Below are 15,054 nucleotides of genomic sequence, written 5' to 3'. Positions count from 1 at the left end.
CTTTTACTCTCCTTTCAAAGGTACTGGGTCGTGAATGTGGACATCAAAATCAACGCCTTGACTGGATGCTCCTCGAACAAATTTGGCATCCGATGTCATTGTTTTAGCACCGATTTTATCTCCAGTACCAAAAATTATTTTATCGTTTTCGCCGACTTTTTTGGTCGTGGTTAACTTGATGGCCCTTTCAGATGGGTCGTCTGGAATGATCTTCACTTTTTCCATGAAACGTTCAGCCCGAGCTTTTTCTTGGGGGCCAGCAATTTTACTGGTGATGTTTTTAAATTCTCCAGCAGCTGTTTCAGTCATAACCATCTGTTTGCCTTGGACTTCGGCTTTCAGACCATGCCTGATAGGCGAGTTCTGCGAGACAAAGGCGTTCGCCGTTCCTGTATCGATATTAATTGGTGTTGGCTGCCCTTCATCTACTTTCACCTTTTCCGGCGGACTTTCGACCTTTCCTGACGATTGGGATGTGCTTTTAAGGCACTCGTTATTCAGGCCCAAAGGATCTACCCAGCCGGTAGGGTTGGGCACGTACTGGTAACTGTTCAGCCCACCTGCAAGCTTAATTGGATCAGGCGTCAAAAACCGTCCAGTGCCTGGATTGTAGTAGCGGTGCCGGTTGTAATGTAACCCTGTCTCTGCGTCGAAATACTGACCTTGGAACCGCAGTGGGTTATCGATTTCACTGACGTCCAGCGCTACCAGATTGCCGTACGCACGGTATTTCGCCGACCACATGATCTCACCGCTGTAGTCGGTGAGTTCTTGCGGTGTACCAAGGTGGTCGAGTTGGTAGTAAAACGGCGTGGCCTTGCGCGGGCCTTCACCATCGAGCATCGCCAGTGGGCGGAAGCTGCCAGGCTCATAGATGTAACTGCGGTAGCGGTTTTCTGCGTTTTCGGCGATCAGCCGCTCGCCTTGCCACAGGAATTCGGTGGTGTGACCGTCGACGGTTTTTTCGATGCGGCGGCCGAAGGCGTCGTACTTGTAACTCGCGGTACTGCCGCCCGGCAGGCTGACGCCGACGAGGCGGTGCTGGCAGTCGTAGCGGTACTCGGTGACGAGTTTCTGGCCTGTGCCGCGACGTTCACGGATCAGGTTACCGTAAGCGTCGTAGTCATAATGGCGGTCGCCTTGCATGAGCAGGCGGTTACCTTTGACGTTGGCGAGGTTTGCCGTGCCTTCGTTGTTCTGACCCAGTAGGTTACCCGCCGGATCGTGGGCGAAACTTTCCGGGGTTGCGCCGCGTACGCTGATCAAGCGATCCAGTGGATCGTAGTGATAGCTGCGGTTGCCTTTGCGGCTGTCGTCGACGCCGGCGAGGTTGCCGTTGGCGTCGTAGTTGTAACGACGCTGGAAGAGGTTTTTGTCACGCTGGTTGACGCTGTGTGCTTGCAGTCGGCCCTGTTCGTCGTACTGATATTGGCTGAGCAGCAGGCCTTGCTGGCGTTGCTGCTCGCGACCGGCGCTGAACTGGTGAGAGGTCAGGCGAGAACCGTTGAGATCGATGCTGCTCAGACGTCCACCGGACAGGTGACGGTAATCGAGCATACTGCCATCGGGCAGGCGGCAGTGACTCAATTGACCGACGCTGTCGTATTCGTACCGGGTGGTGCCCCAGCCCTGGTGCTCGGTGATCAAGCGGTCCTGCACGTCATATTCGTAGGCAAGCGGCCAGTTACCGTCGTCGACGTTGACCAGGCGACCTAGGGCGTCGTAGCTGTAGTGGATTTCCTTGCCGTCGGGCAGGGTCTTTACCAGCAGGCGGCCTGAGGTGTCGCGCTGGTACTCGCTGACCAGCTCACTGCCGTCATCGCCGAACTCGGTTTTCTTTAGCAACTGACCGTTGAGGTCGTACTCATAAGCCGTGCGGCGGCCGTCGAAGCCAGTTTCTTGCTGGATCAGGCCGTTGGCGTAGTAATCGAGGTGGTATTGCTCGCCGCGTTCGTTCTTGATTTCAGTGAGCAACAGACCTGCGTTGTCGTAGCGATAGCGCAGTTGGCTGCCGTCCGGGTTGATACGGCGGCTGACCAGATGCAGGTTGTCAGCGTATTCATAACGGGTGATGCGTCCGAGTTCATCGCGTTCGGCGGTTACGCGGCCGTAAGGGTTGTAAGTAAACGCGCGCGTGGCGCCTCCGGGCAGGGTGACTTGGGTCAGGCGATCAACAGCATCCCATTGGTAATGAGTGATGGCGCTGAATTCGTCTTGCCGGGTAATCAGCCGGCCCAAGGCGTCGTAGCGGTACTTGCGTTGGCCACCGTCCGGCAGACGTTCTTCGAGCAATTGACCGAGGTTGTTCCAACCTAATTGATGGCGGCTGCCATCGGGGTGACGAATTTGCAGCAGTCGGCCCTGACGGTCATAGCTGTACTGGGTTTCATTGCCGTGCGGATCGATTTGCTGGGTGATGTCGCCTTGCGGGTTGTAGTCGTACTGCCAGCGACCTTTGCCTCGTCTGACCTCGATCAGTTGGCCGTTGTAATAGTTGTAACGCGTGGGCTCGTCTTCTGGGGGAATCACGGCCAGCAACCGGCCAGCGTTGTTGTACTGATACTCGGTGATGGCGCCCATTGGGTCTTTTACAGCGATCAAACGGCCCTGATCGTCGTAGGCTTTTTGAGTTTCTGCGCCATCCGGAGCGGTTTCGCTGATCAGACGCGCATTTTCGTCATGCACGTAAACCTGTTCACTACCATCACCGTTGTAAACCGTTACCGTACCGTTGTCGTCCCACTCATAGCGTGTTTCCAGTGGCGAGTAGTTTGCCCAGTGGCGGACGCAACGGGAAAATTTGCCATCACGCTCCCACTCCCAGAAGAAGCTGGCGCCGCCTGCCAGTTGCCGCTCGAGAATCACGTGCTGCTGGTTGTACCGGTAATACTCGGTTTCACCGGCGGCGTTAGTTGCCGAAACGAGTTGATGTTGAGCGTTATACGCGTATGAGACTAGCGTCTTCAGGGTTAGCCATGGATCCTGGCGTTTCCCGGACTCGTCATATTCCGAACGTTGTTGCTGTTGATCCACGGCAATGATATGCCGGTCGTCGTAGCGCAGCAGTAAAGCCCGGCCGGCGCCATTGTCGATGCGCTGAATGCGCCCGACCAAGTCATAGCTGATGTGCACCTGGTTTTCATACGAATCACTGATGGTGGTCAGCCGGTTTGCGCGGAAATGATAGAAACGCGGTTTTGCCCCGGCCTGCGTAAGAATCAGTTCACCGGGTGCATCCCCCAGGAAAATCGCTGCTTGAGCAAGGCTGTTCGTGATGGCAGGTCTTTGCTCGGTCGGTATCGGGAACCGGGTTTGACGGTTTTCGTTGTCCGTCCACAGCACGCCTTCATCATTGATCTGCAGGCGATGAGAAAACGAGTGGCTCCAGCCCGGCCCCATGCGGTTATCGATTTCGACGGCGCTGCTGCGGTAGAGACGGGTCCACTCCAGGGGTAACAGGCCGCCCAGCTCACCGTCGGTGAGGGTGAGCAGTTCTTCACCGGTGACCATGGAAACGGGGTCACCGTTAGTGCAGGTTTTGTTGGCACACTGAGCGGGTTGATCAGCCTGGTTCTTGGCCTGGGCGGGCGCGTTTTCAACCTTCTCCTGCTGCTCGAGGCGGGTTTCGTTCTGGGTTTTGTTTCGTGCGTGGATTTGCGCGTCGTTTTCGACTTTCCCTCCTGTCGTGGGAGAGGGGCGCTTCGGAGCGGTGGCTGTTTGTGCAGGCGTATGATCAGCGACAGTAGCCACTGCTTTTTTGCCTGAATTGGTGACACCGTTGCCGTGAAACCTCAATGAAGCGGCTGCATCCGCATGGGCTTTGGAGCGAATCCTGCTGATTTCGATGAGCTTGGCGGTGACTTTCTCAACCATGTTGATCGCTTTTTGCGCTTGCAACGTGCCCTTGACCGTTTTAGCTCCTGCGCGCAATGCAACGCCCAGTCCACCTGTGAAAATGATCCCCAGCACGATATAGAGGATTTCCGACTTCAATCTGGCCAATACTTCGGTGCGGGTCTGCGGTGGCAGCATCGACACCCACGTCCAAACGGAAGAGACATAAACCCAAAGCAACGGCTCATCACTTGCGATTAGAAAACTGGTGCGAAGTGCTTCCGTGGAAGCGTTATAGATCTTCTTGATATTTTCGTCGGTGAAGAATTTTTTGAGCGTTTCATAGTTCTCGCGAGGGTGAGTCACCAGATGAAATAGCGACTTGATATCGCCCCAGATACCCATGACGAATTTCCAGAAACCATCCAGTTCGGATTGCAACTGCTGCCAGAAGCGCCCAGCGATCGAAGCGTCGTTATGTTCTTTCCACAACGGCAGGCAAGTGGTTGTCCATTCTGAAGACAACCACTTGCTTAGATCGCCGATGACGTCGTCGTAGGATTTGAACAGTCGATCGTTGTCTGCGCTGGTCAGGCCAGGGAAAAAGCTAATCCGGTACAGCTGGCGAGGCTTCAGGTCGCTGACGACTTCAATTCCGGTTGCCCCGATGGTTTTGCGCACGACTTCCCCTGCCACAGGGTTGTTCTTCGCATCGACGGGAGTCAGGACTACTGGCGTGTTGCCAATCGGCACAAAACGCGCCGATTCAAAACTATGAATCAGCGTGAGTTTTCCATTCTCGGGACAGGTAGCGAAATACACGGCTTTGTTCTTGCTGTCCGCCGCGACGGGTTTTTTGACCTCGTCCCCAACTTGAAATTGCTGCTCCATTTCCAGGCCAGGAATGACGCGGGCAGTGGAACGGTAACTTTTCAGGCAATTCTTGAACTCCGCAATGAGCGTGTTGAAGTCAGGCTGTTTAGCGGTGACATGAGCGATCGTATCCAATGGGGTCATACCACCACCTCTTTTTCCAAATAGGCCTTCAACAGCCCGGTAAAATTTTCTTCCGTGAGTGGCGTGCGTTTTACGAACCGCGCCACTTTTTGTTTCAGGTTTGATTCGGGGAAGGAGAAATACAGATCAGCATGTTCTTCTTGCAGCCACTGCAACATATTGCCGATGACGGTCGACGGGTTTTCCTTGGTCAAGCTGTCCAGCAATGGTTTCGGCACCTCCCACCACGGCCAATCCTTCACCTTCGGCAGCACCCGTGTCCCAACCTCCAGCGTCTGCCCATTAATCAGATACCGCTCAAACACCGGCAGTACTTCTCCAGCCTTCTCCCCAAGCCCCTTCAGAATCGGATAAATATGCCGCCCATCCCAGAAGCGGAAAAACACCTCAGTCCCGTCGGGCATCTTCACCTGTGTCAGGCTGCGCAGGTGCTCGAACACGTCGTTCGGTTCGGCGTATGACACCGCCAGCCAGCCCCAGTCGAGGGCGTCGGTTTCGGCGATCCACGGCAGGAATGCCGAGTTCGGTTTGAGCTCGGTGACGTAGGGCATCACTGGTTGCCAGGTGGAGTAGGGCGTGCCGCCCCAGATTGGCAGGAGCTGGGCGGTGGGTTCGGTCAGGTACAGGGTTTTCAGCGCGTCGGCATCGCTCGCTGCGCTGATGATCAGGTACAAACGCTCGCCGGTTTGCAGCGGCTGTTGTGCCAGCCAGTCCTTGGGTGTCAGTCGATCAGATGGCACAGGCACCTGCCTTGCATTTTTCGCATTCTTCGCAGAACGGCGCGTTACGTTTGAGGGTGTTGATCTGGGCCGGGGTCAGGACCTGGCCGGCCTTGTCGGCGTCGGCCTGTTTCAGCACGCCGGGCATCAGCGGGGCGGCCCCGGTGCCGCTGCCGGGGCTGCCGCCGGAGTTGATGTTGATCGTCGGGCCGCTCATGGTCACGCCGCCGGCGTCGATCTTGATGAAGCTGCCGCCGCCGACCAGAGTCAACTCGGCGCCGGCTTCGAGCACGACTTTCATTCCGCTGCTGAGGTGGATTTCCTGGCCGGCATCAATGAACTGGCCGGTGCCGATCTTGATGTGCTGGTTGACGCCCACGGTCAGGTGGTCGTTGGCGCGGGCTTCGACTTTGCGGTCTTCGTAGACGGTGTGATGTTCTTCGGCTTTGAATTCCGTGTAGCTGTTCTGCTCGACGGTGTCGTGGCGTTCGTTGCCGACGCGGATCTTCTGGTCGTGCTCGATGTTCTCGTCCCAGTCGCGCTGGGCGTGGAGGAAGATCTGCTCCTGACCTTTTTTGTCTTCGATGCGCAGTTCGTTGTAACCGCCGCCACCCATCGAGCTCAGGGTCTTGAAGGTGCTACGGGTCTTGTTTGCCGGCAGCTCATACGGGACGGTGTTTTCCTTGTGGTACAGGCAGCCGCTGATCAGCGGTTGATCGGGGTCGCCCTCAAGGAAGGTGACCAGCACTTCCATGCCGATGCGCGGGATGGCGATGCCGCCGTACTGGGCGCCGGCCCAGGCGCTGGAGACGCGCAGCCAGCAACTGGTCTTGTCGTCGGCCTGGCCTTCGCGGTCCCAGTGGAACTGGACTTTGACCCGGCCGTACTGGTCGCAGTGGATCTCTTCGCCTTTCGGGCCGGTAACCACTGCGCTCTGGCTACCGAGGATGCGCGGTTTCGGGTGGCGCAGCGGTGGACGGTTCGGCACGTCCCACGGGGTCGCCTGGAAGCGGTTGCGATAGCCCTGATGGAAATCGTCTTTAAGGGCAGTGGTGTCGCTGGTCACCGACTCTTCCAGCACTTGCGGCTGTTTGCCTTCGTGCAGGACTTCGGTGAGTAGCCACAGGTCGTTCCATTTGGCTTTCGGGTGTTCGGTCAGGGCGAGGAAATGGCCGCTGACCAGCAGCGGCTGATCGCTCTTGCCTTCGGCGAGCTGGAAGTCGCTGCGGTGGCGTTCGAGGGCGCGTTTGGCCAGGTGTTTGCCGCGCTCGCGGTCGATGAACCGGCCCGGGTAATCGTAGTCTTCGAGGTCGGGAAGGGCGTCGCCGCGGTTTTCGCTTTCCAGCGTCAGGCGTGGTTTTTCGAAGTCGTAATCGCGGCGCGTGGTGCGGCTGGTGCGGGTTTCCAGGCGCAGGTCGAAACGCTTGATCACCGGGTTGCTGGCGACCATGCCGGAGTCTTGCTGGTAGGCCACAGGCTTGAGTTTCGGGAACACCGTCTGGTCATCGCCGAAGACGAGCTTGTGCGCTGTAGCGCTGTGCTGGAAGTGGTAGTGAATACCTTCTTCCTCGCACAGGCGCTGGATGAAATGCAGGTCCGATTCATCGTATTGCACGCAGTAGATGCGCTCGGGATAGATCGAACCGGTCTTGAATTCGTAGGCGTTGCTTTGAATGCCGTGCTCTTCGAGAACCATGCCGATGATTTTCGGCACCGTGAGGTTCTGGAAGATCCGTTGGTTGACGCGGTGCGCCAGGTACGACAGTTGCGGGCGCAGGGTCACCGAATAGCGCGTCAGGCGCTTGCCGGAATCGCCTTGCGCGGCGCGATAGATCTGGCCGTGGATGCCGCTGCCATCGGGCGACAGCTGCAGAAAGGCCGGTTTGTGCAGCAGGGTTTCGAGGTCCAGCGACGGCTGCTCACTGACCAGCTCCACCTCAAACACAAAAGGCTGGCTGATGGCTTCCCGGCCGGTCAGGGTAAATACCTGAAAATCGGCGGAGAGCCCTTCGATGGTCAGGGCAAAGTGGGTTTCATTGGCCGGCGCGAACATCCCTTGTTCCTCGTGCTGTACAGCGGCGCTCGTCGACGGCCGCAAAAAAAGCGGCTCAACGTACGCGAAATTCTGGAGGGGCGTAAACAACATCGACCAGCAGGGCTGGTCGATGCTTGTAACGATCAGCCGTAATTAAACGACTGGAGCACGCCAGTCATCGGAACCCGAAGTACCGGATACTTCGTGGGTCCAAGTGATTTTGCGGTAGGTGAACTGCACTTCTTCCAGGTGGGTGAAGTGCGAGTTGCCTGGATCCTGGCAGTTGTGCATTTTGTTGTTGATGGCGACGATGATCGCGTCTTCCAGTTTGGTGGTGTAGTAGTGCTCTTGAGTACCTTGAGCAGAAGTACGGTACCACTGGATAACGATTTCGCTCATGCGCTCGCCGGAGGTCAGAGCAGCTTGCAGCAGAGGCGAAGCCTTGTCGTAGACCTTGGTGATGATCACTGGCTTGTGAACGCGCTGACCGGTTGGCTGACCGGATTGTGGGTCACGCGGGATGATCACGTCGTGGCTGAACGCCTGAACCATGACCTGGTCTTCGTGGCCTTCCTGGTAGGTGTTGCCAACGGAGTCGGCGGTGAAGGCGCCGGCAGTGATCAGGCCTTGTTTTTCGCCGGTAACCGACATGTACGCTGGTGTTGCCATGGGGTGCTCTCCTTGCGGATAAATTTAGGGTGCCCGGGAGGCGAAATCGCCCGGTGGGTGCCTGACTGTTATCAAGGAGCGTGCCAGGTTTGCCGAAGGTCCCGGCAGCCGGGGGTGAAGCGGCTCTAGCCTGCGTTATGACCGATGTTTTTTGCTGAATCGAGAGGGAAAGTGCGCAACTTCTTGCGCAGTACTGCGCAAGAAGTTGCGCACTTGGCTGTAAGCCACGCCAGTCAAGGCCTGCAGCGCGATGAGTCGCCTTTTTCACCGAACAAGTGCGCAAGAAGTTGCGCAGTAAGGCCAAGGGCCAGCGTCGAGCGTTTCGCCTTGTTGTCGCGACTGCGCTAGAGGCAACATTTGATTCTGTGGCGAGGGAGCAAGCGCCCTCGCCACAGTCAGAACAGTTTCAGGCCCAAAACCTGGGCACACTCCTCGATCGAACGCCGCTGCGTCTCGGCATACAACTCCAGCTCATCAATCGTCGCGCGGCCCAAGGCCTGTTCGAATACCTGGCGGTTCGAGTGCTCGCCATAGTGCGTCTGCGCCGCGTCCCCAAGGTTTGACTGAAAAATCCCCGCCGCACTCACCGGCAGGAAATCTTCGTACACCAACGGTTCAGCTTTCACATGGCCCTCACGGAGCAAATCCTCCAGCGATGCCGACGTGAGGCTACCCGCTGTCAGGCCTTTTTCCGTAGGGAAGTAGCGAAAATACGCCAGCTCCTGTTCGCGCATGCCTTCGACGCTGTCAGGAAATTCGCCAAAGTGCTGGGTCATCAGCGCGTTGTAGCGTACGGCGTTGCCTTCGTTGGGGAAGTCACCGAGTTCATCGCGGGCGGCATTCAGCAATCGGTCATACAGCGCTCGCCCCTTGGGCGTCAGCGCCGCGCCGCGTTGTTCGATCTCGCCGAAGCGCGCGCTGTGGCTGCCACGGGTGTTGTGCTGGTCGGTGAAAGTGATCGGCTCATCCAGCGCTTTGAAACTGGTCTGGCGCAGCAGGATGGGGCAGTGCCGACGCGGCGGCCCTTCGATTACCGCTTTCGGGGTGATGCCGTGCACCGGCATTTGCGCCTGAACCCTGTCGATGTCCAGCGTGCGCGGGGTCAGGTGATTGATATGCGGGCCTTTGAACGCCACCACATCGGCGATCAGACGGTGCTGAGCGCTGAGGGTCTGGTACTGCGCGGCGGTGACGGTTGCGCTGTGGTGCCAGCGAAAGGTCTCCAGGGCCTGCAGGACAAATTCCTCCGTTTCAGGCTCATTCAGCCCACCCGCTGACTCAGCCTGCTCGATCAGGTGCAAGACAGTAGGGGTAAAGATCGAACGCTGATTCAGTACCGATTCGGCAAACGCGCGCAGCTCGGGATCTTCGATCAGTTCCAGACGCAGCAACGAAGTGAACACCCGAAACGGACTGACCTGCAGCGCCGCTTCATGCACCGCGCGAAACGCCGTGGAGTGCACCGGCACGCCCGCCGGGGTCAGGTCGTAATAACCCACCGGTTGCATGCCCATCACCGCGAACAAACGGGCGAGGGTCGCCAGCTCCTTGGCCGTACCGACGCGGATGGCGCCGTGGCGCTCCATGTCCAGCCGTTGGATTTCACCGGTGCTGTCGAGCTGCCGTGCGATGTCCGGCTGAGCCGCCAGCACTTCGCGGTTGGTCTGATCCACCAGCTCCATCAGCGCGCCGTACAGCGGCACTTCTTCGCGGTACATGTCGGACATCGCTTTGGAGAAGCGTTGGCGGATCAGGTCGGGGCTGACGAAAGGCTGCACGGTCATGAAAAAAATTCCTGCCACGGTCACGGTTTGGATGGAGGAAAAGATCGCAGCCTTCGCTGGCGGCGGCAAACGAAGAATCCTACGAACTTCATTCTGCCAACGACTGATCCACCAGTTCGATCCAGTGCAAAACCTGGGTGCGCCCGGCGCCGGCCAGATGATTCTGGCAACCGATGTTGGAGGTGACGATCAGGTCCGGGCGATCGCTTTCCAAGGCGTTGAGGCGGTTGTCGCGCAGTTGTCGGGCGAGAGTGGGTTGGGTCAGCGAATAGGTGCCGGCCGAACCACAGCACAAATGCCCGTCCGGCACCGCCGTGAGGTTGAAGCCCAGCCGGGTCAACAGTTTCTCCACCGCGCCGCCGAGTTTCAGCGCATGTTGCAAGGTGCAGGGGCAATGCACGGCGATCCGGCGTTGGCTGGCGGCGCACAGTTTCTCCAGGGGCTCCCGGGCCAGGATCTGCACCAGATCCAGCGTCCGCTCGCTGATCTGCCGCGCCTTGTCGGCATAGCGCGGATCCTGCGCCAGCAAATGCCCGTAATCCTTGATGAACGCGCCGCAACCGCTGGCCGTCTGCACGATGGCTTCCGCGCCGTTTTCCAGGTGCGGCCACCACGCGTCGATGTTCTGCCGCGCGCGGTCGAGGCCCTTGGCCTGGGCGTCGAGGTGATAGTCCAGCGCGCCGCAGCAACCGGCCTCGGCCACCGGCGTCACGCTGATCCCCAACCGATCGAGCACCCGCGCCGTCGCATCATTGGTGTTCGGCGACAGGCCCGGTTGCACACAACCCTCGAGCAGCAGCACCCGCCGTGCATGGCGCGGCGCTGGGCGTGTGCCAGACGCTGGCGAGCGCTGGGGCAATTTGCTTTCGAACAGGCGCGGCAGCAAAGGCCGGAACGTCGTGCCGACCCGCAACAAGCCCTTGAACACCCCGGGATTCGGCGCCAGTGCGCGCAGACCCTCGCGTAACAAGCGCTGGGCAGCGGGGCGCGGCACCGCCTGATCGACCACTGCACGGCCGATGTCGAGCAGGTTGTGATAGTCGACACCGGAAGGGCAGGTGGTTTCGCAGTTGCGGCAGGACAGGCAGCGATCCAGATGCAGTTGTGTCTGCTCGGTAGCGGGAGCGCCTTCAAGCACTTGCTTGATCAGATAGATGCGCCCGCGCGGCCCGTCAAGCTCATCGCCGAGTAACTGATAGGTCGGGCAGGTGGCGTTGCAAAAACCGCAATGCACGCAGGTACGGAGGATTTTTTCCGCCTCGGCCGCACGCGGCAGTTGTCGGGACTCTTCGCTGAGGGTGGTTTGCATGGCTAGAACTCCGCGTACATCCGGCCGGGGTTGAACAGCCCTTGCGGGTCGAGTTGCGCCTTGAGTTGCCGGTGATAACGCATGAGCGTCGGGACTAGCGGCTGGAACGGCGTGTCGCTGGCACCATGGGTAAAGCAGGTGGCGTGGCCGCCGAGTTCCTGGGCGAGGATCTGAATGTGCTCGTGATCGGACTTCAGCCAGCGTTGTGCGCCGGCCCAGTCGAGCAACTGCTGGCCGGGCAAGTCCTGCGGCCCGAGATTGTTCGGCAGCGACAGGCGCCACAGCGGCAGGCCTTCGTCGAAAAAGCTCAGGCGTTGCTCGTTCAAGTCGCGCCAGAACGTCGAATCCAGCGGCTCGCCGCCGAGCCGTTGATGCGCGGCGGTGACCGAGCCTTCGCCGCCCTCAAGGCGCAGATACAGGCTTTGCCCGTCATGGCAGGCGCCGCTGATCGGCAACGGTTGCTGGCCCCATTCGGCCAGTCTGGTCAGCGCCCGTGCGCAATCGATATCGAGGCGGATGCTCAGGCATTGACGCGGTTTCGGCAGGACTTTCAGCGAGACTTCGGTCAGCACCCCAAGACAACCAAAACTGCCGGTCAACAGGCGCGAGAGGTCGTAGCCGGCGACGTTTTTCATCACCTCGCCACCGAAGCGCAGGTGCTCGCCGAGGCCGGTGATGACCCGAGTGCCGAGGACAAAATCGCGCACCGAACCTGACCATGGCCGCCGTGGCCCGGACAGTCCGCTGGCGATCATCCCGCCGACAGTGGCGCCTTCACCGAAGGCCGGCGGCTCGCACGGCAGCATCTGCCCGGCCGCGTCGAGCGCCGCGAGCAGCTCGCGCAACGGCGTACCGGCGCGCACGCTGACTACCAGCTCGGTCGGTTCATAGCGCACGATGCCGCGATGTGCGCGGACGTCGAGCACTTCACCGGCCACTTCGCGGCCGAGAAACGCCTTGCTGTTGCCGCCCTGAATCTTCAGCGGCGTGGCGTTGGCCCGGGCCTGGTTGACCTGATCGAGCAGCGCGCTGCTGGCGTCGAAATCAGCCATCAGAAACGCTCCAGTTCGGGGAATGGCAGTTGTCCGGCATGAATGTGCATCGCGCCGAATTCGGCGCAGCGGTGCAGGGTGGGGATGTTCTTGCCGGGGTTGAGCAGGCCTTGCGGGTCGAACGCGGCTTTGACCGCGTGGAACAGGCTCAGCTCAGCGCTGTTGAACTGCGCGCACATCTGATTGATTTTCTCGCGGCCGACCCCGTGTTCACCGGTGATGCTGCCGCCAACCTGCACGCACAGTTCGAGAATCTTCCCGCCTAACGCTTCGGCGCGATGCAGTTCGCCGGGCTGGTTGGCGTCGAACAGAATCAGCGGGTGCATGTTGCCGTCGCCGGCATGAAACACGTTGGCCACGCGCAAGCCGTATTCGGCGCCGAGGCGGGCGATGCCGTGCAACACGCCGGGCAATTCGCGGCGCGGGATGGTGCCGTCCATGCAGTAGTAATCCGGCGACAAGCGGCCAATCGCCGGAAAGGCGTTTTTGCGCCCGGCCCAGAAGCGCACGCGCTCGGCTTCATCGCGGGCCTGCCGCACTTCGCTGGCGCCGGCCTCGAGCATGACCTCGCGCACCCGCAGGCAATCGTCGTGGACATCGGCTTCGACGCCATCGAGTTCGCACAACAGAATCGCCTCGGCATCAACCGGGTAACCGGCGTGAATGAAGTCTTCAGCGGCGCGGATCGCCAGGTTGTCCATCATTTCCAGGCCGCCGGGAATGATCCCCGCGGCAATGATGTCGGCCACGGCGCGGCCAGCCTTTTCCACCGAGTCGAAACTGGCCAGCAAGACCTTGGCGACTTGCGGTTTGGGCAGCAGTTTGACCGTGACTTCGGTGATGATCCCCAGCAATCCTTCGGAGCCGGTGAACAGCGCCAGCAAATCGAAACCCGGCGCATCGAGGGCGTCGCTGCCCAGCGTCAGACGTTCGCCCTCGATGGTCAGCACTTCGATTTTCAGCAGGTTGTGCACGGTCAGGCCGTACTTGAGGCAATGCACGCCACCGGCGTTTTCCGCGACGTTGCCGCCGATCGAGCAGGCAATCTGCGACGACGGATCCGGCGCGTAATACAGACCGAACGGCGCGGCCGCCTGGGAAATCGCCAGATTGCGCACCCCGGGCTGGACCCGCGCGGTACGGGCCGCCGGGTCGATGTGCAGAATATTGTTGAAACGCGCCATCACCAGCAGCAGGCCTTTTTCCAGCGGCAGCGCACCGCCCGACAACCCGGTGCCAGCACCCCGGGCCACCACCGGCACGTTGTGTTGGTGGCAGAGCTTGAGCAGGGTCTGCACCTGATCGAGTCGCCGGGGCAGGGCGACCAGCATCGGCGTGGTGCGATAGGCCGAGAGACCGTCGCATTCGTAGGGTTTGAGCTCGTCTTCGCGCCAGAGCAGGTCGAGATCCGGGAGGGCGCGCTGCAGGGTTTTCAGCAGCGCAGCCTTGTTCACTTCCGGTAGCGGGCCGTCGAGGCGTTCGTCGTAGAGAATGTTCATTTCGACCCCATCGGCGGACGTGATTAGCTGTGGTGAGGGGATTTATCCCCGATGGCTGCGCAGCAGCCCCAACCCAGAGAATGCGGTGTGTCTGATTCAGCTTAGTGCTGGAACTGGGGCTGCTGCGCAACCCATCGGGGATAAATCCCCTCACCACAATAAATTCCCTCATCACAAGGATAGTGTTGGGACTCATCGCTGGTTTCCCAGAAACTCCCGATACAACCGCGCGGTGCTCCCCGGTTGTTCGACCATCGGCATGTGGCCGACGCCATCCCACACCTCGACCCGCAGATTGGCGATGCCCTTGCTCCAGATCGGCACGCTGCTGACGTCGATCAAGCGGTCCTTGCGGCCCCACAGCAGCAGCGCCGGGCACTTGATGTCTGCGAGTTTCGGCTCCATCGGCGGGCTGGCGCGAAAGTCGCGGAAGATCTCTTCCAGTTCATCGCGCTGGCGTTCGTATCGCTGGGCGATGGCGTCCAGCACCAGTCCGGGCACCCAGGGTGGCGAGGCCATGGTCATCGCATAAAACTGGCGGAACTCTTCCCGGGAGTGGATCAGGAACGGGTTATGCCCACGGGCGAGGTGGCGCTCCATGTCGCTGGCCTGCGGTGCAGTGACGCCGGCCGGGTCGATCAGCGCCACCGAGGCGATCCGCTCCGGGTAAGTTGCTGCCAGCCATGCCGCGATGTAGCCACCCATGGAGTTGCCGATCACGTGGACTTTCTCCACGCCGCACACGTCCAGCAGCTGGATCATGCGCTTGGCCTGCAGCGCAATGTCGTAGCCGCCACCGGGCTTGAACCCGGTTTCCCCATGACCGGCGATGTCCGGAATGATCACCCGGTACTGGCGGACAAAATGCCTGGCGAAGCGCAGCCACAGATTTTTCTCGGCACTGTAGCCGTGCAGCATCAGGATCGCGCTGGCCGCTTCATAGGGACCACCCTGCCAGGTCGAGACGGTCATTTCGGCAATCGGTACCTCGATTTTGTGCAACTTGTACAACTTGGCCTCGAGCGCCGTGCTCAGGTCGTACAGCAAATGGCCGACCGCCGGGTAACTCAACCAGCTCCAGGCCACGAAAACCGCGAGAGCGACAAACAGCACAAGCATCGACGTCTTCCTTTTAC

The 15,054-nt window shown here is 59.9% G+C and carries 9 protein-coding genes; all 9 read right to left on the bottom strand.

The features are described 5' to 3' along the window. Nucleotides 1-3: 3 nt before the first annotated feature. The 9 genes from AC3WMV_RS08355 to AC3WMV_RS08315 all read right to left on the bottom strand — a co-directional run bounded on the left by AC3WMV_RS08355 (nucleotide 4) and on the right by AC3WMV_RS08315 (nucleotide 15,037). A complete protein-coding gene (locus tag AC3WMV_RS08355; protein ID WP_103367666.1) occupies nucleotides 4-4,851 on the bottom strand; it encodes a DUF1308 domain-containing protein in 4,848 nt (1,615 codons plus the stop codon). Next, a complete protein-coding gene (locus AC3WMV_RS08350) occupies nucleotides 4,848-5,591 on the bottom strand; it encodes a DUF4123 domain-containing protein (protein WP_103367667.1) in 744 nt (247 codons plus the stop codon). Before AC3WMV_RS08350 ends, AC3WMV_RS08355 begins: the two co-directional genes overlap by 4 nt. Further along, a complete protein-coding gene (locus AC3WMV_RS08345; protein ID WP_103367668.1) occupies nucleotides 5,581-7,623 on the bottom strand; it encodes a type VI secretion system Vgr family protein in 2,043 nt (680 codons plus the stop codon). The genes AC3WMV_RS08350 and AC3WMV_RS08345 overlap by 11 nt, the downstream gene beginning before the upstream one ends. Before the next feature lie 135 nt (nucleotides 7,624-7,758). After that, a complete protein-coding gene (locus AC3WMV_RS08340; RefSeq protein WP_003226246.1) occupies nucleotides 7,759-8,274 on the bottom strand; it encodes an Hcp family type VI secretion system effector in 516 nt (171 codons plus the stop codon). Nucleotides 8,275-8,669: 395 nt separating this feature from the next. Beyond that, nucleotides 8,670-10,058 carry a 2-oxoadipate dioxygenase/decarboxylase HglS gene (hglS, locus tag AC3WMV_RS08335; protein ID WP_103367669.1) on the bottom strand — a complete coding sequence of 463 codons (1,389 nt, stop codon included), beginning with the start codon at nucleotides 10,056-10,058 and terminating at the stop codon, nucleotides 8,670-8,672. 88 nt (nucleotides 10,059-10,146) lie between these two features. Continuing rightward, nucleotides 10,147-11,367 carry a glycolate oxidase subunit GlcF gene (glcF, locus tag AC3WMV_RS08330; RefSeq protein ID WP_103367670.1) on the bottom strand — a complete coding sequence of 407 codons (1,221 nt, stop codon included), beginning with the start codon at nucleotides 11,365-11,367 and terminating at the stop codon, nucleotides 10,147-10,149. Nucleotides 11,368-11,369: 2 nt separating this feature from the next. Next, nucleotides 11,370-12,419 carry a glycolate oxidase subunit GlcE gene (gene glcE / locus AC3WMV_RS08325; protein WP_103367671.1) on the bottom strand — a complete coding sequence of 350 codons (1,050 nt, stop codon included), beginning with the start codon at nucleotides 12,417-12,419 and terminating at the stop codon, nucleotides 11,370-11,372. Then, a complete protein-coding gene (glcD, locus tag AC3WMV_RS08320; RefSeq protein WP_103367672.1) occupies nucleotides 12,419-13,918 on the bottom strand; it encodes a glycolate oxidase subunit GlcD in 1,500 nt (499 codons plus the stop codon). Before glcD ends, glcE begins: the two co-directional genes overlap by 1 nt. A 192-nt stretch (nucleotides 13,919-14,110) precedes the next feature. Continuing rightward, a complete protein-coding gene (locus tag AC3WMV_RS08315) occupies nucleotides 14,111-15,037 on the bottom strand; it encodes an alpha/beta fold hydrolase (RefSeq protein WP_103367673.1) in 927 nt (308 codons plus the stop codon). Between the last annotated feature and the right edge of the window lie 17 nt (nucleotides 15,038-15,054).

Source organism: Pseudomonas sp. FW305-3-2-15-E-TSA4, assembly GCF_058787295.1.
The sequence above is the reverse complement of the archived record's forward strand: the minus strand, read 5'-3'. Positions and strand labels throughout refer to the sequence as shown.

What these genes read in the sequence shown, in the direction of transcription:
- AC3WMV_RS08355 (WP_103367666.1), bottom strand. Translation starts at nt 4,851, where the DNA reads ATGACCCCATTGGATACGATCGCTCATGTCACCGCTAAACAGCCTGAC.
- AC3WMV_RS08345 (WP_103367668.1), bottom strand. Translation starts at nt 7,623, where the DNA reads ATGTTCGCGCCGGCCAATGAAACCCACTTTGCCCTGACCATCGAAGGG.
- AC3WMV_RS08340 (WP_003226246.1), bottom strand. Translation starts at nt 8,274, where the DNA reads ATGGCAACACCAGCGTACATGTCGGTTACCGGCGAAAAACAAGGCCTG.
- hglS (WP_103367669.1), bottom strand. Translation starts at nt 10,058, where the DNA reads ATGACCGTGCAGCCTTTCGTCAGCCCCGACCTGATCCGCCAACGCTTC.
- glcF (WP_103367670.1), bottom strand. Translation starts at nt 11,367, where the DNA reads ATGCAAACCACCCTCAGCGAAGAGTCCCGACAACTGCCGCGTGCGGCC.
- glcE (WP_103367671.1), bottom strand. Translation starts at nt 12,419, where the DNA reads ATGGCTGATTTCGACGCCAGCAGCGCGCTGCTCGATCAGGTCAACCAG.
- glcD (WP_103367672.1), bottom strand. Translation starts at nt 13,918, where the DNA reads ATGAACATTCTCTACGACGAACGCCTCGACGGCCCGCTACCGGAAGTG.
- AC3WMV_RS08315 (WP_103367673.1), bottom strand. Translation starts at nt 15,037, where the DNA reads ATGCTTGTGCTGTTTGTCGCTCTCGCGGTTTTCGTGGCCTGGAGCTGG.